The sequence below is a fragment of the Lysobacter sp. Root690 genome (genome assembly GCF_001427785.1).
GTDB lineage: Bacteria > Pseudomonadota > Gammaproteobacteria > Xanthomonadales > Xanthomonadaceae > Lysobacter.
The window spans coordinates 685330-703291 of record NZ_LMHM01000013.1; the positions used below are offsets into that span (position 1 = coordinate 685330).

General features: G+C 67.8%; 15 protein-coding genes and 1 tRNA gene. 14 read left to right on the forward strand and 2 right to left on the reverse strand.

Annotation, left to right across the window (positions count from 1 at the left end):
* Positions 1 to 71: 71 nt before the first annotated feature.
* Positions 72 to 148: transfer RNA gene (locus ASD86_RS14955), tRNA-Pro, on the reverse strand.
* 248 nt (positions 149 to 396) lie between these two features.
* Here ASD86_RS14955 and hisS point away from each other — a divergent pair.
* The 3 genes from hisS to ASD86_RS14970 all read left to right on the forward strand — a co-directional run bounded on the left by hisS (position 397) and on the right by ASD86_RS14970 (position 4724).
* On the forward strand, positions 397 to 1797 hold the full coding sequence (hisS, locus tag ASD86_RS14960) for a histidine--tRNA ligase (RefSeq protein WP_082578368.1): 1401 nt from the start codon (positions 397 to 399) through the stop codon (positions 1795 to 1797).
* Between the two features lie 304 nt (positions 1798 to 2101).
* On the forward strand, positions 2102 to 4000 hold the full coding sequence (locus tag ASD86_RS14965) for an aromatic amino acid lyase (protein WP_056111931.1): 1899 nt from the start codon (positions 2102 to 2104) through the stop codon (positions 3998 to 4000).
* Positions 4001 to 4175: 175 nt separating this feature from the next.
* Positions 4176 to 4724 (forward strand): 2OG-Fe(II) oxygenase, encoded by a 549-nt coding sequence (locus ASD86_RS14970; protein ID WP_200957255.1) that lies wholly within the window; start codon positions 4176 to 4178, stop codon positions 4722 to 4724.
* 12 nt (positions 4725 to 4736) lie between these two features.
* On the opposite strand, the gene ASD86_RS14975 is transcribed toward ASD86_RS14970, so the two are convergent.
* Positions 4737 to 6644, reverse strand: coding sequence for a diguanylate cyclase (locus ASD86_RS14975; RefSeq protein WP_056111934.1), 1908 nt, complete (start codon positions 6642 to 6644; stop codon positions 4737 to 4739).
* A 266-nt stretch (positions 6645 to 6910) separates the two neighbouring features.
* Here ASD86_RS14975 and ASD86_RS14980 point away from each other — a divergent pair, with 266 nt between their 5' ends.
* The 11 genes from ASD86_RS14980 (at position 6911) to ASD86_RS15030 (ending at position 17726) form a co-directional block, all read left to right on the forward strand.
* Positions 6911 to 7222 (forward strand): YerC/YecD family TrpR-related protein, encoded by a 312-nt coding sequence (locus tag ASD86_RS14980; protein ID WP_036102632.1) that lies wholly within the window; start codon positions 6911 to 6913, stop codon positions 7220 to 7222.
* Between the two features lie 126 nt (positions 7223 to 7348).
* Positions 7349 to 8263: an ATP phosphoribosyltransferase gene (hisG, locus tag ASD86_RS14985; RefSeq protein ID WP_056111937.1), complete on the forward strand. Its 915-nt coding sequence runs from the start codon at positions 7349 to 7351 to the stop codon at positions 8261 to 8263.
* Between the two features lie 8 nt (positions 8264 to 8271).
* Positions 8272 to 9609 carry a histidinol dehydrogenase gene (hisD, locus tag ASD86_RS14990; protein ID WP_056112795.1) on the forward strand — a complete coding sequence of 446 codons (1338 nt, stop codon included), beginning with the start codon at positions 8272 to 8274 and terminating at the stop codon, positions 9607 to 9609.
* 71 nt (positions 9610 to 9680) lie between these two features.
* Positions 9681 to 10781, forward strand: a complete 1101-nt coding sequence (hisC, locus tag ASD86_RS14995) for a histidinol-phosphate transaminase (protein ID WP_056112799.1) — start codon at positions 9681 to 9683, stop codon at positions 10779 to 10781.
* Positions 10778 to 12055, forward strand: a complete 1278-nt coding sequence (locus ASD86_RS15000; RefSeq protein WP_056111940.1) for a bifunctional histidinol-phosphatase/imidazoleglycerol-phosphate dehydratase — start codon at positions 10778 to 10780, stop codon at positions 12053 to 12055. Before hisC ends, ASD86_RS15000 begins: the two co-directional genes overlap by 4 nt.
* The gene (gene hisH / locus ASD86_RS15005) at positions 12055 to 12666 is read left to right on the forward strand and encodes an imidazole glycerol phosphate synthase subunit HisH (RefSeq protein ID WP_056111943.1); all 612 of its coding nucleotides are present in this window, start codon (positions 12055 to 12057) and stop codon (positions 12664 to 12666) included. Before ASD86_RS15000 ends, hisH begins: the two co-directional genes overlap by 1 nt.
* 2 nt (positions 12667 to 12668) lie before the next feature.
* On the forward strand, positions 12669 to 13418 hold the full coding sequence (gene hisA / locus ASD86_RS15010) for a 1-(5-phosphoribosyl)-5-[(5-phosphoribosylamino)methylideneamino]imidazole-4-carboxamide isomerase (RefSeq protein ID WP_056111945.1): 750 nt from the start codon (positions 12669 to 12671) through the stop codon (positions 13416 to 13418).
* Between the two features lie 32 nt (positions 13419 to 13450).
* Complete coding sequence (gene hisF / locus ASD86_RS15015; RefSeq protein ID WP_056112802.1) at positions 13451 to 14227, forward strand: imidazole glycerol phosphate synthase subunit HisF; 777 nt, start codon at positions 13451 to 13453, stop codon at positions 14225 to 14227.
* 37 nt (positions 14228 to 14264) lie between these two features.
* On the forward strand, positions 14265 to 14933 hold the full coding sequence (gene hisIE, locus ASD86_RS15020; protein WP_235567767.1) for a bifunctional phosphoribosyl-AMP cyclohydrolase/phosphoribosyl-ATP diphosphatase HisIE: 669 nt from the start codon (positions 14265 to 14267) through the stop codon (positions 14931 to 14933).
* 337 nt (positions 14934 to 15270) lie between these two features.
* Positions 15271 to 16944 (forward strand): calcineurin-like phosphoesterase family protein, encoded by a 1674-nt coding sequence (locus tag ASD86_RS15025; RefSeq protein WP_056111948.1) that lies wholly within the window; start codon positions 15271 to 15273, stop codon positions 16942 to 16944.
* Positions 16941 to 17726, forward strand: coding sequence for a YdeI/OmpD-associated family protein (locus ASD86_RS15030; RefSeq protein WP_200957256.1), 786 nt, complete (start codon positions 16941 to 16943; stop codon positions 17724 to 17726). The genes ASD86_RS15025 and ASD86_RS15030 overlap by 4 nt, the downstream gene beginning before the upstream one ends.
* The last annotated feature ends 236 nt before the right edge of the window (positions 17727 to 17962 follow it).

Sequence of the window (17962 nt, forward strand, 5' to 3'; positions counted from 1 at the left end):
CCTCGGTGCCGGGCGTGAGCCCGGGCAACAAAAAAGCCGGCGCGAGGCCGGCTTTTTGCTTTCTCAACGATTGGTCGGGGAGACAGGATTCGAACCTGCGACCTCTACGTCCCGAACGTAGCGCTCTACCAGACTGAGCTACACCCCGACTTCGTGAGCCGCAAATTCTAGCGGCGACCCCCCGGCCGGCGCAAGGGGTCGATGCGAATAAAATCGAAGTCGATGGCCCGAGGGCCGTCGTGGCTGGGTTTGCGGGCCCTGAGCGGGACGCGATCCAAGCCAGGAGGCGGGGGCGGGCGCTAGACTATGACCATCGGTAACGACCCGCGCGTTACCAGTCTTTACCATCGCTAACGCCGCCCCGGCCGCAATCGCCGTACGTAACTGGAGTTTTGCTTGATCAAGCCTCGCACCCCACCCGGGGTCATGGAGCTGCTGCCCCGTGACCAGATCGCGTTCCAGCGCATGCTCGATACGATCCGCCGCAATTTCGAGCGTTTCGGCTTCCTGCCGGTGGAGACCCCGGTCATGGAGCTGACCGAGGTGCTGCTGACCAAGAGCGGCGGCGAGACCGAGCGCGAGGTGTATTTCGTCGAATCCACCGGTTCGCGTGCGAAGAGCAACAAGGCCGAGGAGCGCGCCACGCCCGAACTGGCGCTGCGTTTCGACCTGACCGTGCCGCTGGCGCGTTATGTGGCCGAGCACGAGCACGATCTGGCGTTTCCGTTCCGCCGTTACCAGATGCAGCGCGTGTATCGCGGCGAGCGCCAGCAGGCCGGCCGTTATCGCGAGTTCTACCAGTGCGATATCGACGTGGTCGGCAAGGATTCGCTCAGCGTGCGTTACGACGCCGAGCTGCCGGCGACGATCTACGCGGTGTTCTCCGAGCTCGATATCGGCGCGTTCACCATCCAGCTCAACAACCGCAAGCTGCTGCGCGGCTTCTTCCAGGCCCAGGGCGTGGCCGAGGGCGAGCTGCAGGCGCTGGTGCTGCGCGAAGTCGACAAGCTCGACAAGCGCGGCGCCGACTACGTGCGCGAGACGCTCACCGGGCCGGACTTCGGCCTCAGTGCCGAGGCGGTCACGACGATCCTGGAGTTCGTCGGCGTGCGTTCGACCTCGCACGCCGATGCGCTGGCGCGGCTGGATGCGCTGGGCGAGGGCAACGACACCTTGCGCGAAGGCGTGGCCGAGTTGCGCGAAGTGCTGGAACTGATCCGCGCGCTGGGCGTGCCGGAACAAAACTACGCGCTGAACTTCTCGATCGCGCGCGGCCTGGACTACTACACCGGCACCGTCTACGAGACCACGCTCAACGATTACCCTGGCCTGGGCTCGATCTGTTCGGGCGGCCGTTACGAGAATCTGGCCAGTAACTACACCAAGTCCAGGCTTCCGGGCGTCGGTATTTCGATCGGCCTGACCCGCTTGTTCTATCAGCTGCAGAAGGCCGGCATCGTCAGCACCGCCGAAAGCACGGTGCAGGTGCTGATCACCCAGATGGAAGACGCGCATCTGCCGCATTGCCTGGCGCTGGCCAACGAACTGCGTCACGGCGGCCTCAACACCGAAGTGGTGATGGAGGCGTCCAAGCTGAAGCAGCAGTTCAAGTACGCCGACCGCGCCGGTATCCGGTTCGTGGTGGTGCTCGGCGAGAACGAAATCGCCAAGGGCACGGCCACGGTCAAGGATCTGCGCCGCGAAGACCAGTTCGAAGTGCCGCGCGGCGAGTTGGCGCGGACGCTGCGGATCGAGCTGGAGCAGTCGCGGGTGATGCCGCGGGCCGCGGCGGAGTGAGTCTGCCGCGTGCGAACAGCATCGGCGGCGCGGATCGTTCGATCCCGCTGCCGGCCGTTCGCGCGCATGGATCGCGGAGCCGGGCGCGGGAGTCTGCGCCCGAAGTCCGCTACACGGTTCGCCACGCGCCGGAGCGGAATCCGGCGTCGTTGCGAACCGCTTTCACCCCGCGGCGCGCATCCGCCGTCGCGGTTCTCAATGTGGCATTGACGCACCGACTCCCGAGTACGCTCGGCCGGGTTTGACCGTTCGCGGTGAAGCCCGCCGTTCAGATGATCGCCAGGGTGCGAGGCGAGGTTACAACTTGAACAAGATCCAACTCGATGGCCGTTCGCTCACGCGGTCGCAGCTCGTTGCCGTGGCTTACGGCGCACAGGTCGAACTGGCCGCGGCGCAACTGCCGGCGGTGGCCCGCGCGGCCGATTTCCTGGCCGAACAGGTCCGCCGCGAAGAACCGATCTACGGCGTATCCACCGGTTTTGGCAGCAATGCCGACCGTCTGCTCGGTGCGCATCATCTGCGCGACCAGTTGCCCGGCGCGAAGCCGGCGACCGAAACCTTGCACGAGGAATTGCAGCGCAACCTGATCGTCACCCACGCGGTCTGCGTCGGCGATCCGTTCGCGCCGGAGATCGTGCGCGCGATGCTGTGCATCCGCATCAACACCCTGATGCGCGGGCACTCGGGCATTCGCGTGCAGACCCTGCAGGCGCTGGCGCAGATGCTCAACGCCGGGATCGTGCCGGTGGTGCCGCAACTGGGTTCGGTGGGCGCCAGTGGTGACCTGGCGCCGTTGTCGCATCTGGCGATCGTGCTGCTCGGCGGCGGCGAAGCCTTCTTCGAAGGCGAGCGCATGCCGGGCGCGCAGGCGCTCGAACGCGCCGGTCTGCAACCGGTCAAGCTGTCGTACAAGGAAGGCCTGGCGCTCAACAACGGCACCGCGCAGATGCTGGCCTGCGGCGTGCTCGCGCTGGCCAAGCTCGAGGACCTGGCCGACACCGCCGATCTGGCCGCGGCGATGACCATCGACGCCTTCGCCGGCCGCCTGGGCGCGTTCGCGCAGGAAGTGCATGCGCTGCGTCCGCATCCGGGCCAAGTCGAAGTGGCGGCGAATCTGCGCCGCCTGCTCGACGGTTCGACCCTGGCCGATATTCCGTATCACCTCGTACCGCGGTTCCGTCCGTGGCTGCCGCAGAGTTGGGATACCGAGGCGGCGCAGCAGCTCAGCTTCGACATCGGCTGGGACTGGGTGCCGTTCACCCAGCGCCACGGTCGCGAGAAGTTCTACCAGCGCTTCCGTCCGTTCCGCGGCGGCAAGAAGCATCAGCCGCAGGACAGCTACTCGCTGCGCTGCATTCCGCAGGTGCACGGCGCGGTGCGCGATGCGATCGCGCAGGCCGCGCGGGTGTTCGAGGTGGAACTCAATTCGCTGACCGACAACCCGATCGTGTTCCCGGATGCGCAGGCCGAGCACGTCGAGCAGCAGGTGATTTCGGCCGGTCATTTCCACGGCATGCCGCTGGCGCTGGCGATGAGCTACGTCAAGGCGGCGATCCCGGTGCTCGCGAGCATTTCCGAGCGTCGCCTCAACAAGCTGGTCGATCCGGCCACCAACGACGGCCTGCCGGGGTTCCTGATCGGCAACGAGGACGCGACCGAGTCGGGTCACATGATCGTGCAGTACACCGCCGCGGCGATCGTCAACGATCTGGCCAGCCGCGCGCATCCGGCCTCGGTGTATTCGATCCCGACCAGCGCGAATGCCGAAGATCACGTGTCGATGGGCGCCAACGAAGCGCGTCACGTGCTGGCGATGGCCGACGATCTGGGCAAGGTGCTGGCGCTGGAGCTGTACACCGCCGCCCAGGCGCTGGATCTGCGTCGCGACATGATCAACGCCGCGCGCGATCTGGCCGATCGCGCCGATGCGCAGGTGTTGGCCGGCAAGGTGTTCGGCGGCCCGGTCGCGGATGCGGCCGACCATGCCGGTTTCATCGCCGAGGTCGAGGGCTTGCGCGCCGAGCTGTCGGCGGCGCAGGAGTTCCGCCCGGGCCGCGCGGTCGCGATCGCGCACGCCAAGCTGCGCGAGTCGATCCCGTTCCTGGATCGCGATCGCGCGCTCGACGGCGAAGTGGCGACGGCGGTGATGCTGGTGCGCGACGGCATCGTGCTGTCGGCCGTGCGTTCGGGCCTGCAGGACTGACTGCAACACTGAGTGCGACATCTTTCTGCGCGCGCGGCCCAGCCCGCCGCGCAGACCAAAGCCCCTCTCCCGCAAGCGGGAGAGGGGTTGGGGTGAGGGCCGCCGCAGCGTTGCCCATGCCAATCGCGACGGTTTCCAATACGCTTGCGCGGTCCGCTCTCAGCCAACGACCGCCATGAACCTGATTGCCCATTCCGATCGCGCGTTCACTGTGCAGGCCATGCTGTCGCCGGCCGAATGCGAGGCGTTGGTCGCGCTGGCCGAACACAACGGCTTCGAATCTGCGGGCGTGCGCACCGCCGCCGGCGCGCAGAAAGCCATGCCGCATGTGCGCAACAACGAGCGGGTGGTGTTCGAGTCGGTCGAGTGGGTCGATCGGCTGTGGCAATGCTTGGCCCAGGTCGATCTGCCCGAACTGGATGGCCACATCCCGGTCGGCCTGCCGCGCCTGCTGCGTTTCTACAAATACTGGCCGGGCCAGCGCTTTCGCATGCACAAGGACGGCCCCTGGCTCGAAGACGGGCTGAGCAGCAAGCTGACCTTGCTGGTCTATCTCAACGACGGCTTCGTCGGCGGCGATACCGATTTCCGCCAGTTCCGGGTCACCCCGAAGACCGGCGACGCCTTGCTGTTCGTGCACGACACCTGGCACGAGGGTGCGGCGGTGGAAGAGGGCGTCAAGTACGCGCTGCGCTCGGACGTGATGTACGCGCCGCGAGGCTGATCGGCCGCGCGCCTAGGCGACCGCGCCGGTCGCCGCGGCCCCCCACACCCGCACGCAATCGCGCCCCTCGGCCTTGGCCAGGTATAGCGCCTGATCGGCGAACTGCAACGCCGCTTCCACGCCCATGTCCGAGTCCGGGGTGATTTCGTGGACGCCGATGCTGGCGGTGACCGGAATGTCGTGGCTGCGGCTGGGGCAGGGTTGCGAACTCAGGCGCGCGCGCAGTTCCTCGGCGACACGCGCGCCGCTGCTCAGATCATGGTCGGGCAGCACGGCGACGAATTCCTCGCCGCCGAAACGCGCCAGCAGCGCGTGGTGCGGGATCAAGCACTGGGCGATCAACCCCGCCGCCCAGCGCAGGCATTCGTCGCCGACCAGATGGCCGTGGTGATCGTTGATCTGCTTGAAATGATCCAGGTCGATCATCATCAGCACCAGCGGCCGGCTTTGCCGGCGCGAGCGATGCAACAAAGCCTCGAAGGCTTCGCGGAAATGGCTGCGGTTGTGCAGGCCGGTCAGGCCGTCTCGCTGCGCGGTCTCACGCAGGCGCGCGTGCACGTCCTCGAGCTGGGCCAGCGCGCTGCGCAGTTCGGTGGTGCGCTGTTCGACCTTGTGTTCGAGCTGATCCTTGGCCTCGCGCACCACCCGCTCGTTCTCGTTGCGCAGCGCCGCGTAGCGATAGCCCAGCGCGACCGAGAGCAGCAGCATTTCCAGGGCCGAGCCGATCTGCACGCCGTATTCGGTGATGAAGATCTTCGGCAGCAGGTCGAACGCGATCGCCGCGAACATGCCGGTGCCCAACAGGAACGCCGACCACGCCAGCAGGAACAGCCGCGCCGGCTTGTAGCCGCGACGCAGCACGACGATGGTTTCCACCGCGATCCAGGCGATGCTGACGAACACCGCCGCCGAGGCGATCGGGGTGGCGATGCGATACGGCGCCTGGGTCGCGACGATGCCGAGCAATACGAAGAACCCGATCATCGCCAACCCGACCCGGTCGCCGAATCGCCAGCGCTGTTGCAGGCCCAGGAAATTGCGCGCGAACTGCTGCATGCCGACCTGGGCCAGACAAATCGACAGCGGCACCGAGTGGTCGGCCAGCCACGGCGAGCGCGGCCACAGGTATTCGAAGCCCAGGCCGTTGAGGGTCAGCAGCACCAGGCCGAACGCGCAGATATGGAACAGGTACCAGAAATAACTGGCGTCGCGCAGGGTCAGCCACAGCACCAGGTTGTAGAAGAACAGCGCGAGCAGGATGCCGTAGTACAGGCCGATGCCGAGTTGGGCATCGCGCGCCAACTCGGTGAACGCGGTCGGCGTGTACAGGGTCAGCGGCACCTGCATCGAGCTTTCGCTGCGCACGCGCACGTAGATGTCGACCGGCTCGCCCTGCGGCAGATCGATCCAGAAATTCGGGTGGCGGTAGCGGATCGCGCGCGCGCTGAACGGCTGGCTGTCGCCGCCGACCTGATGGGTCGGCGCGCCGCCGTTGCGCGGCTGGGTGTAGACATCGAGCCGGTCGCTGAGCGCGAAGCCCTGCACCAGCAGCCAGCGCGGCACCTCGGCGCTGTGGTTGACGGTGGTGATGTGGAACCAGAACGCGCCGGGCTGGAAGCCGAACGAGCTGTTGCCGTTGGGCACCGGGCGGAACCCGCCCTGGGCCTGCAGCCGGCGGGCGGCGTCCAGGTCGAGCTTGCCGTCGCGGTCGTGGTAGTAAGCGGTGAACGGCGCCAGCGCGACCTCGCGGCTGGCGCCGTCCAGTTCCAGCGTGCTCTGCGCCGCGGCCGGCCAGGCGAGCGCGCCCAGCGCGACCCACATGAGCAGCAGCAGGCAGCGCCAGCGATCGCGCAGGGTGGGGCGTGGCCGCGGCGGGGCGGCGTCGGTCGGGCGCGGGGCGCGGCAGGGCTTCGTATTCATCTTCCGTGGCGATAACGGACGCAGGCCATTGCGTCGCGGCAAGGAGGGGGAGGGCGATGGGGCGGGGCGTAGGGCGAGAGGCATGCCTGACTTCTTAACGCAAATTCGGTCCCGCTCAGGCCGGCTTGACGACCGTTCGGCGGATCGCTAATGTATTAACGCGTTAGTACATTAACGCATTCATTGAGCTTTCGCCCCGCCGCAGATGCTCGGCGGATGACCCGGGCGACGATGATCACTACGTACAAAGGCACAGGTTTTCCACGATGAAGCGCCGTTCCACCGACACCGACCACAGCGAAGACGCGCTCGCCGATCTGGCCACCGCGCTCGCCGGCCTGCGCACGGCCGAGCAGGTCCGCGCCTTCCTCGAAGACCTGTGCACGCCGGCCGAGCTGGAAGCCATGAGCGACCGCTGGCGGGTCGTGCCCTTGCTCAGCGAGGGCGTGCCGTACCGCGAAATCCACGACCGCACCCAGGTCAGCGTGACCACGATCGGGCGGGTCGCGCGGGTGTTCGAACGTGGCGCCGGTGGCTACGCGGCGGCGCTGCAGCGGCGCGCGGCGCGACATCGCTGATTCCGCTATCGCCTGTCCGGCCCCCGACACAGACCTCAACCCAGACTCAGATTCTCCTTGCGGACGCCGCGACCGGCCCACCGCACCGCCACCGCCCCGCACCGACTTCTTTTCGAGACCTTCTTCATGAGCCCTCCCGCCAGCGCCGCCGCGCGTGACCGCTTGCGCATCGCGATCCAGAAATCCGGCCGTCTCGCCGAGCCGGCGCGCGCGCTGCTGGCCGCCTGCGGGCTGAGCTGGCGCGAAAGCCGCGACCGCCTGTTCTGCTATGGCGAAACCCTGCCGGTCGATCTGCTGCTGGTGCGCGACGACGACATCCCCGGCCTGATCGCCGACGGCGTCTGCGACCTGGGCGTGGTCGGCCGCAACGTATTGCTGGAACAGGACGGCGATCGCCGCGGCCGCGGCCACGCGTCTGCGTTCCGCGAATGGCGCTCGCTCGGCTTCGGCGGGTGCCGGTTGGCGCTGGCGGTGCCCGACGCGTGGCAGTGGGACGGCCCGCAGCAACTGGCCGGCAAGCGCATCGCCACCAGCTACCCGGCGCTGCTGTCGCAATGGCTGGCCGAGCAGGGCGTGGATGCGCAGGTGGTGTTGCTGTCGGGTTCGGTCGAGATCGCGCCGCGGCTGGGCCAGGCCGAGGCGATCTGCGATCTGGTGTCCAGCGGCGCGACCCTGGTCGCCAACCAGCTCAAGCCGGTGCAGACCCTGATCGAAAGCGAAGCGGTGCTGGCCGGGCCGGTCGACAAGTTCGACGACGTGCGCGGCGAACTGGCCGATCTGCTGCTGCGCCGCCTCGACGGCGCGATGCGGGTGCGCAACAGCAAGCTGCTGATGTTCCAGGCCCCGCGCGCCTTGCTCGCCGAATTGCTGCCGATGCTGCCCGATGCCGAGGCGCCGACGGTGATGCGCCTGGACAACGGCGACGACATCGCCCTGCAGGCGCTGTGCCACGGCGCGGTGACCTGGCAGCGGCTGGAGGAACTCAAGCGCGCCGGCGCGCGCGGGCTGATGGTGCTGCCGGTGGAGGGCATGCTGGCATGAGCGCGTTGATGCAGCGCTACGACTGGAGTGCGCTGGACGAAAGCGAGCGCGAGCGCATCCTGCGCCGGCCCGCGCAGGAAACCCGCCAGTCCACCGCCGACGCGGTCGCCGAGATCCTGGCCACGGTGCGTCGCGACGGCGATGCCGCGTTGCGTGTTTACGCCGAACGCTTCGATGGCCGCGTGCCCGAGGCGTTCGCGGTCGGCATCGAAGAATTCGACGCCGCGCAGCGCGACCTCGCGCCCGCGTTGCGCGCGGCCATCGACGAGGCGGCCGAACGCATCGCCGCGTTCCACCGCGCCGGCATGAGCCCGGCGTATGCGCTCGACACCGCCGACGGCGTGCGCTGCGAACGGATCCTGCGGCCGATCAAGCGAGTCGGCCTGTACGTGCCGGCCGGCTCGGCGCCGCTGCCGTCGACCGCGTTGATGCTTGGCGTGCCGGCGCAACTCGCCGGTTGCCGCGAAATCATCCTGTGCACGCCGCCGCGCCGCGACGGCAGCGCCGATCCGGCGGTGCTGTACGCCGCGCGCCGCTGCGGCATCGAGCGGGTGTTCAAGCTCGGCGGCGCCCAGGCGATCGCGGCGATGGCGTTCGGCAGCGCCAGCATCGGCAAGTGCGACAAGTTGTTCGGGCCGGGCAACGCCTTCGTCACCGAGGCCAAGCGCCAGGTCGCATTGATCGAAGGCGGCGCGGCGATCGACATGCCGGCCGGGCCGTCGGAAGTGCTGGTGATCGCCGATCGCGGCGCGCGCGCCGATTTCGTCGCCGCCGATCTGCTGTCGCAGGCCGAACACGGCGCCGATTCGCAGGTGATCCTGCTCAGCGACGACAGCGCGCTGCTCGATGCGGTCGATCGCGAACTCGAACGCCAACTGGCGGATCTGTCGCGCGCGCCGACCGCGCGCGGCGCCCTGCAGTCGTCGCGTTCGATCCGGGTCGATTCAATCGACGAGGCCCTGCAAGTCAGCAATCGCTACGCGCCCGAGCACCTGATCCTGGCCTTGCGCGACGCGCGTGCAGCCTTGCCGGCGGTCGACGCGGCCGGTTCGGTGTTCCTCGGCGACTGGGCGCCCGAAGCGCTGGGCGACTATTGCAGCGGCACCAATCATGTTCTGCCCACCAGCGGCGCGGCGCGCTATGCCGGCGGGCTCAACGTGGCGAGTTTCCAGATCGCGATCACGGTGCAGGAAGTGACCCCGCAAGGCTTGCAGGCGATCGGCCCGTGCGCAGTCGAACTGGCCAGCGCCGAAGGGCTGGACGCGCATCGCCAGGCGGTGCAGATCCGCCAGCGCGCGCTGGCCTCGCACCCGCCCATTCAGAACGCGCCGTCGCAATCCGTGTGATCGTCGCGTCCGACTATTCCCACCGCAGCCCGAGCATCGTGCAGCAACCCGCAGGCAGGACGAGCAAGACCATGATCGACGACAACCCCATGCAACTGCTGCGCGAGGATCTGCGCGATTTCGCCGGTTACAGTTCGGCGCGCAGCGAAAAACGCGCCGGGCGGGTCTGGCTCAACGCCAACGAAGCCGCCTGGCCCAGCGTCGCCGACGGCGAAGGCGCGGTGCGCCGCTATCCCGATCCGCAGCCGCAGCGCCTGCGCGAAGCGCTGGCGCAGCTGTACGGCTGCGCGCCCGAGCAGTTGCTGGCCGGACGCGGCAGTGACGAAGCGATCGATCTGCTGGTGCGCGCGTTCTGCCGCCCCGGCGGCGACGCGATCGTGATCACTCCGCCGACCTTCGGCATGTACGCGGTCAATGCGCGCCTGCACGGCACTCGCACGGTCGAGGTCGCCTTGCGCGACACCCCGGCCGGTTTCGTCTGCGATTTCGCCGCAGTCGCGCAGGCCGCAGAAAGCGAGCGCGCCAAGCTGGTGTTCCTGTGTTCGCCGGGCAATCCTTCCGGCACGCTGTTGCCCTTGTTCGAAATAGAAGCGCTGGCGGAACGCCTGCGCGGCCGCGCCCTGGTCGTGGTCGACGAGGCCTATATCGAGTACGCCGACGGCGAATCGGCGACGAGCCTGCTCGCGCGCCGGCGCAATATCGCGGTGCTGCGCACCTTGTCGAAAGCGCACGCATTGGCCGCGGCGCGGATCGGCAGCGTGATCGCCGACGCCGGCCTGATCGCGGTGCTGCAACGCTGCCAGGCGCCGTATCCGCTGCCGACCCCGTGCGTGCAGCTGGCCTTGCGTGCCTTGGCCGACGTGCCGCGCAACACCACCAAGGCGCGGGTCACCACCGCGCGCAGCGAGCGCGAGAAATTGTTCGAAGCGCTGCGTGTGTTGCCGGGCCTGCGTCAGGTCTATCCCTCGCAGGCCAACTTCCTGCTCGCGCGTTTCGACGATGCGCAGGCCGCATTCGACGGTTTGCTGGACGCCGGCGTGGTGGTGCGCGATTTCCGCGCCGCGCCGCGGCTGGGCGACGCGTTCCGGATCAGCCTGGGCACGCCGGAACAGAACGCCGCGGTGATCGAGGTATTGACCCGCTTGGCGCGGGTGCGCGGAGTCGCGGCATGAGCGCGCTCACGCCGATTCTGTTCGTCGATCGCGACGGCACCTTGATCGAGGAGCCGGCCGATTTCCAGATCGACAGCTTCGCCAAGCTGCGCTTCGTCGCCGGTGTGATCCCGGCGATGCTGAAGCTGCGCGATGCCGGCTATCAGTTCGTGATGGTCACCAATCAGGACGGCCTGGGCACCGACGCCTATCCGCGCTGGAGTTTCGACGGCCCGCACCAGTTGATGATGCAGGTGTTCGAAAGCCAGGGCATTGTGTTCCGCGATGTGTTGATCGATACCAGTTTCCCGGCGGAAAACCTGCCTACGCGCAAGCCGGGCATCGGTCTGGCGTTGCCGTTGTTGAAGGATCGGAGCATCGATTGGGAACGCTCGGCGATGGTCGGCGATCGCGAGACCGACAACGGCTTCGCCGCCAACCTCGGCATTCGCGCGTTCCAGTTGCGCACGCCGCAGTTCGGCGGCGAGTGGGATTGGGCCGGGATCGCGCATGCCTTGGCTGATCGGCCGCGCACCGCGCGCGTGCAGCGCACTACGCGCGAGACCCGGATCGAGGTCGTGGTCGATCTGGACCGCGCCGGCGAGCCGCAGGTCCACACCGGGCTGGGGTTCTTCGATCACATGCTCGAGCAGATCGGCAAGCACGGCGGTTTCGCCTTGCAACTGCGCTGCGAGGGCGATCTGCATATCGATGAGCACCACACCATCGAGGACAGCGCGTTGGCGCTGGGGCAGGCGTTGCGTGAGGCGCTGGGCGACAAGCGCGGGATCGGGCGGTATGGGTTCGATCCGCGTGCTGGGTTGGGTGATGAAACGGTAGAAGCAGGAGCGAAAAGCGAATCCCCCCTGGCCCGCCTTTTGCAAAGGGGGGAACCCGATCGGGTGGATTCGTCTGCGCAGGATGCTTCCGCGGTGGATTCGATCGCGGCAAATTCGATCGCGACAGATGCGATCGAGGCGGCCGCTTCGGCGCACGAATTCGTGCTGCCTATGGACGAAACCCTCGCGCGCGCGGCGCTGGATTTCTCCGGGCGTCCGTACTTCGTGTTCAACGGCAGCTTCGCGCGCGAACGGGTCGGCGACTTCCCGACCGAGCTGGTGCCGCATTTCTTCCGCTCGCTGTGCGAAACCGCGGGCCTGAATCTGAACCTGAACGTGGAAGGTGATAACGATCACCACAAAATCGAGGCGTGTTTCAAATCGGTAGCGCGCGCACTGCGTCAGGCCATCGCCCGTCAAGGCCGGGAACTGCCGAGTACCAAAGGAGTTTTGTGATGACGGTTGTAGCTGTCATCGATTCGGGTGGGGGGAACATCGGCTCGGTGCGTTATGCACTGGAGCGGCTGGGTGCGCGTTCGATCCTGAGCGTGGACCCCGCAACGATCGCCTCCGCCGATCGCGTGATCCTGCCGGGCGTGGGCGCCGCCGCCCCCGCGATGGCGCGATTGCACGCGCTGGGACTGGTCGATCCGATCCGCCGCTTGCGGCAACCGTTGCTCGGGATCTGCCTGGGCATGCAGTTGCTGTACGAATCCTCGGAAGAAGGCGAGGTCGACTGCCTTGGACTTCTGCCGGGCCGGATCACCCGATTGCAACCAGCGCCAGGAGTACGTGTGCCTCATATGGGATGGAATCTCCTTCAGAAGCATGAATCGCAGGCCGGCAGCGAGCCGCTGCTGGCCGGCATCGGCGAACGCGATCACGCCTACTTCGTCCACAGCTACGCCGCGCCGCTGACCGAACACACCCTGGCCAGCGCCGTGCATGGCGCGCGCTTCACCGCCGTGGCCGGGCGCGGGCGCTGTTTCGGCGCCCAGTTCCATCCAGAGCGCTCGGCCGCCGTCGGCTCGCGCCTGCTCGCCAATTTCCTGGCGCTGGAGGCGTGAACATGGGCAACAGCACGCTGTACCCCGCGATCGACGTTCGCGACGGCCGGGTCGTGCGCCTGCACCAGGGCGACTACACCCAGGAAACCCGCTACGAGACCGAGCCGCTGGCGCTGGCCACGCGTTACGCCGAGGCCGGGGCCAAGTGGCTGCACCTGATCGACCTGGACGCCGCGCGCTACGGCGGCTACACCCTGGCGCCGCTGCTGCGCGCAATCACCACCTCCAGCTGGATGCGCGTGCAGACCGGCGGCGGAGTGCGCAGCGAGGCCGATGTCGAGGCGATCCTCGATGCCGGCGCCGACCGGGTCGTGGTCGGTTCGCTCGCGGTCAGGGACCCGGATCTGGTGATCGGCTGGCTCAAGCGTTTCGGTTCCGAGCGCATCACCATCGCCCTGGACGTGCGTCAGACCGCCGACGGCGCCTGGGAACTGCCGGTCGCCGGCTGGACCGAGGACAGCGGCGTGCGCCTGGAAACCCTGCTCGAACGCTACGCCCAGGCCGGCCTGCGCCATTTGCTGTGCACCGACGTATCGCGCGACGGCACCATGACCGGGCCGAACCTCGATCTATACCGGCATATCCATTCGATCGCACCGGACGTGCAGTTGCAGGCCTCCGGCGGTATCCGCGACATCGCCGACATCGTCGCCGCCGACGGCGTGGGCTGCAGCGGCGCGGTGCTCGGCAAGGCGCTGATCGAAGGCCGTTTCCAATTGACCGATGCACTCAAACAGGTACGTCGATGTTGAATGCTGCAAACACTGACGCGGTCGGCAGCTCGCTGCTGAGCCGCCGGATCGTGCCCTGCCTGGACGTGCGCGACGGCCGGGTGGTGAAGGGCGTGCGTTTTCGCGATCACGTCGACATGGGCGACATCGTCGAACTGGCCTTGCGCTATCGCGACGACGGCGCCGACGAGCTTGTGTTCTACGACATCACCGCCAGCCCACAGGGCCGCAGTGTCGACCGCGGCTGGGTCGAACGGGTCTCGCGCGCGATCGACATTCCGTTCTGCGTGGCCGGCGGCATCCGCTCGGTCGACGACGCGCGCGGCGTGCTCAACGCCGGCGCCGACAAGATTTCGATCAATACCCCGGCGCTGGAACGGCCCGAGTTGATCGGCGAGATCGCCGCCGAGTTCGGCGTGCAATGCGTGGTGGTCGGCATCGACAGCCTGCGCGATCCCGACGGCGAATGGCGCGTGCGCCAGTACACCGGCGATCCCTCGCGCACCCAGGCCCTGGCCAAGCGCACCCTGGATTGGGTGGTCGAGGCGCAGCAACTCGGCGCCGGCGAAATCGTGCTCAACTGCATGGGCAGCGACGGCGTGCGCAGCGGCTACGACATCGAACAATTGCGCGCGGTGCGGGCGATCTGCGAGGTGCCGCTGGTGGCGTCCGGCGGCGCCGGCGCGATCGAGCATTTCGGCGCGGTGTTCCGCGCCGCCGACGTCGACGCGGCGTTGGCGGCGAGCGTGTTCCACTCCGGCAGCATCCGCATTCCGGTCCTCAAGGCAGCCTTGCGAGAACACGGTGTCAGCGTCCGCGAACTCCACTGATCAGACCGTTCCTACGACGATCCCAGCGAGCGCGTCGTTGACGCCGCAGCAGATCGACGCTCTGGACTGGGACAAGCAGGACGGGCTGATCCCAGCCGTGGTCCAGGACGCGGCCTCGTTGCGCGTGCTGATGCTCGGCTACATGGACCGCGCCGCGTTGCGGGCGACCCTGGACAGCGGCCACGTCACCTTCTACAGCCGCAGCAAGCAGCGGCTGTGGACCAAGGGCGAAACCTCGGGGAATTTCTTGGACCTGGTATCGATCGAAACCGACTGCGACCGCGACACCTTGCTGATCAGCGCGCAGCCGCACGGCCCGACCTGCCACCTGGGTCGCGACAGCTGTTTTCCGAGCGCGGCCGGCGTGTCCGATCTGTCTGACGCGCCCGGCGACACGCTGGCGTTCCTGGGCGAACTCGACGCGCTGATCGCGACGCGCGAACGCGAGCGGCCGCAGGGCAGCTACACCACCGCGTTGTTCGACAAGGGTGTGCGCTCGATCGCGCAGAAAGTCGGCGAAGAAGGCGTGGAAACCGCGCTGGCCGCGGTAGCTCAGGACGATGCGGCCCTGTGCGGCGAAGCCGCCGACCTGCTGTTCCATCTGCAAGTCCTGCTGCGCGCGCGCGGCCTGTCGCTGGGCGATGCGGTCGCGGTGTTGCGCGAACGCCATGGCAAGCCGCATCGCGGATTACAGCCGGCCGATTGATCGGTGCATCGGCGCCACGCCGCCGGTAGCCCCGTGGGCAAACTGTAGGAGCGGCGTAGCCGCGACCGCGAAACCGCGGCTACGACGCAACTTCCATCCGGGCGGAACAAGGTTTCGCCGCAGTCGTCATGGCGCGGTCGCGACTCGCGTCGCTCCTACAGTCTGAAACGCCAGATCGCGACGACAATGGGGCGCCCCCTGTAGGAGCGGCGCAAGCCGCGACCGCGAAACCGCATTCACGGCGCAACCCCATGCACAACAACGCGCGCCGCCCGCCCACCTGCGCACGCGAGACACACAGCCACCGCATAATGGCCCCCGACCCACGGAGCCCGCCATGCGCCCATTCGCATCCGCCGCCTTGCTGCTGACCCTGATCGCCCCGGCCGTCGCGGCCCAGACCGCCGCGCCGTCCTGCGAGGGCAGGGTGTTCGAGGACCGCAACGGCAACGGCCGCCACGATGCCGGCGAGCCGGGCCTGGCGAATCAACGCGTGTCCGACGGCGAACGCATCGTCGCGACCGATGCGCAGGGCCGCTATCGGCTGCCGGCTACCGACAAAACCAGCCAGTTCCTGATCAAGCCGGCCGGGTACACGACGCCGTCGCGGATCGACAGCGGTCTGCCGGATTACTGGCTCAATCTGCGCACCGCCGACGGCTTGGCGCGCGACACCACGAAATTGAAATACGGCGGCATGCCGGACGGTTCGACGACTTGTCGTGACTACCCGCTGACGATCGACCGCAAACCGCGCGACACCGACCTAGATGTATTGGTGTTCGCCGATCCGCAGACCAAGAGCGCGGTGGATGTCGAGTACTACCGCCGCGACATCGTCGAGCCGCTGCGCGCCGCGCGCGCCGGCCTCACCAATGCTGGACGCGGAGCCGGACGCATCGCCGACCTGGGCCTGAGCCTGGGCGACATCACCCACGACGATCTGTCGCTGTACCCGAAGCTCAACCAGGTGACCGCGCGCCTGGGCGTGCCGTGGCTGCATGCGCCCGGCAATCACGATCTCGATTTTGATGCCACCAGCGATCAGGACTCACTGCTGAGCTTCCGCCACGTCTACGGCCCCGACACCTTCGCTTGGGAAGAGCCGCAGGCGAATTTCGTGGTGCTCGACGATGTGGTCTATCAGCCCGGCGGCAAGCCCGACTACATCGGCGGTCTGCGTCCCGATCAATTCGCGTTTCTCGAGCGCTATCTGGCCGACGCCGACAAGCGGCGCCTGCTGGTGCTGGCGATGCACATCCCGCTGTTCGACGCCGCGCCGGGGCGCGAAACCTTCCGCCACGCCGATCGCGATCGCCTGTTCGCGTTGCTGCGCGAGTTTCCGCATGTGCTGGTGCTCAGTGGACACAGCCACGCGCAGCGCCATGTCTATCACGATGCCGCCGACGGCTGGCGCGGTGCGGCGCCCTTGCACGAGTACAACGTTGGCGCGGCTTGCGGCGCGTTCTGGTCCGGGGTCAAGGACGCGCAGGGGCTGCCCGACAGCACCATGAGCGACGGCACGCCGAACGGTTACGCGCGCCTGTTGGTGCGGGCGAACGCCGAGTACGCATTGAGTTGGTACCCGGCGCCGAGCGCGGGCAAAGCGCTGGAATCCAATGCGGTCTCCAATCAGTACCTGCGCGTGTACGCGCCGAAGACCTTGCGTCGTGGTTCGTATCCGATCCGCGGCATCTACGCCAACGTCTTCATGGGCGCCGACGACAGCCGGGTCGAGCACCGTTTGAACGACGGCGAATGGAAGCCGATGAAGCGGGTCGAACAGCCCGACCCGGCGCTGCTTGCCGAAAACGCGCGCGACGACGCCGCCGAAAGGCTGCGCGGCTACGATCGCGCCGCGATCGCTACGCCGACCCCGCATCTTTGGAACGCGCCGCTGCCGACCGATGCGGTCGTCGGCGAGCACGCGATCGAGGTGCGGGTGTTCGACCGTTGGCACGGCGAGCAGCGTTTGCGCACTTCGTATCGGCTGGTGGAGGCCGCGCCGTGAGCCCAAAGCCGAAGGGTGGAGTAAGTGGGACGTCCAACGGCGATGTGAGCGCGAAGGCCAAGAACGCTGTCACGCCATTGTCCAAGAGCGGTAACGGCGCGATGCCCAAAGACGGTGTTAGCGCGAAGTCGAAGAGCGGTGCCAGTGCGAAGCCCAAGGGCGGTACTACTGCGACACCCACGGGCGGTACTAATGCGGCGCCCAAGGGCGCCGCGGACGACCTGCCGGTGATCGTGTTCGAAGACGCCGCCGCGTTCGAACGCTGGATACTCGCTCACCCCGAGGCCAAGGGCGTGTGGGTCAAGATCGCCAAGAAGGGCCAGGCCGTTGCCAGCATGAGCAACGATCAGGCGATCGAGGTGGCCTTGTGCACGGGCTGGATCGACGGCCAGCGACGCGGTTTCGACGACTGCTATTTCCTGCAGCGCTACACGCCGCGCCGGCCGAAGGGGCTGTGGTCCAAGATCAACATCGGCAAGGTCGAGCGGCTGACCGCCGAAGGCCGCATGCGCGAAGGCGGTCTGCGCGAAGTCGCCGCGGCGAAAGCCGACGGTCGCTGGGATGCTGCTTACGACCCGGCCTCGACCGCGGAAATTCCCGATGACCTGGCCGCGGCCCTGGCCGCGCAGCCCGAGGCGCGCGCGTTCTTCGAACAGATCGATCGCACCAACCGCTACGCCGTGCTGTGGCGGGTGCAGACCGCGAAAACGCCCAAGACCCGCGCGAGCCGGATCGAGAAGCTGGTCGCGATGCTGGCGCGTGGGGAAAAGGTTCACGGTTGATCGATGGGGCAGGGGCTGAACGTCCTTGCCAGCGACTGGCGCGGTTTCGGGCTTGTCGTGGATCCGTGGCGATCGGGCGGCCCTCACCCGCGCCTTCGGCGCGACCTCTCCCGCGAGCGGGAGAGGTGTTCTGATTTTTCCGATCATCCGATCATCCGATCATCCGATCATCCGAGCATCGGAGCATCGGAGCATCGGAGCATCGGAGCATCGGAGCATCGGAGCATCGGAGCATC

Excerpts from the sequence above, each read along its gene's own strand:
- ASD86_RS14970 (WP_200957255.1), top strand. The coding sequence starts at position 4,176 with ATGAACCTGATTGCCCATTCCGATCGCGCGTTCACTGTGCAGGCCATG.
- ASD86_RS14975 (WP_056111934.1), bottom strand. The coding sequence starts at position 6,644 with ATGAATACGAAGCCCTGCCGCGCCCCGCGCCCGACCGACGCCGCCCCG.
- ASD86_RS14980 (WP_036102632.1), top strand. The coding sequence starts at position 6,911 with ATGAAGCGCCGTTCCACCGACACCGACCACAGCGAAGACGCGCTCGCC.
- hisG (WP_056111937.1), top strand. The coding sequence starts at position 7,349 with ATGAGCCCTCCCGCCAGCGCCGCCGCGCGTGACCGCTTGCGCATCGCG.
- hisD (WP_056112795.1), top strand. The coding sequence starts at position 8,272 with ATGCAGCGCTACGACTGGAGTGCGCTGGACGAAAGCGAGCGCGAGCGC.
- hisC (WP_056112799.1), top strand. The coding sequence starts at position 9,681 with ATGATCGACGACAACCCCATGCAACTGCTGCGCGAGGATCTGCGCGAT.
- ASD86_RS15000 (WP_056111940.1), top strand. The coding sequence starts at position 10,778 with ATGAGCGCGCTCACGCCGATTCTGTTCGTCGATCGCGACGGCACCTTG.
- hisH (WP_056111943.1), top strand. The coding sequence starts at position 12,055 with ATGACGGTTGTAGCTGTCATCGATTCGGGTGGGGGGAACATCGGCTCG.
- hisA (WP_056111945.1), top strand. The coding sequence starts at position 12,669 with ATGGGCAACAGCACGCTGTACCCCGCGATCGACGTTCGCGACGGCCGG.
- ASD86_RS15025 (WP_056111948.1), top strand. The coding sequence starts at position 15,271 with ATGCGCCCATTCGCATCCGCCGCCTTGCTGCTGACCCTGATCGCCCCG.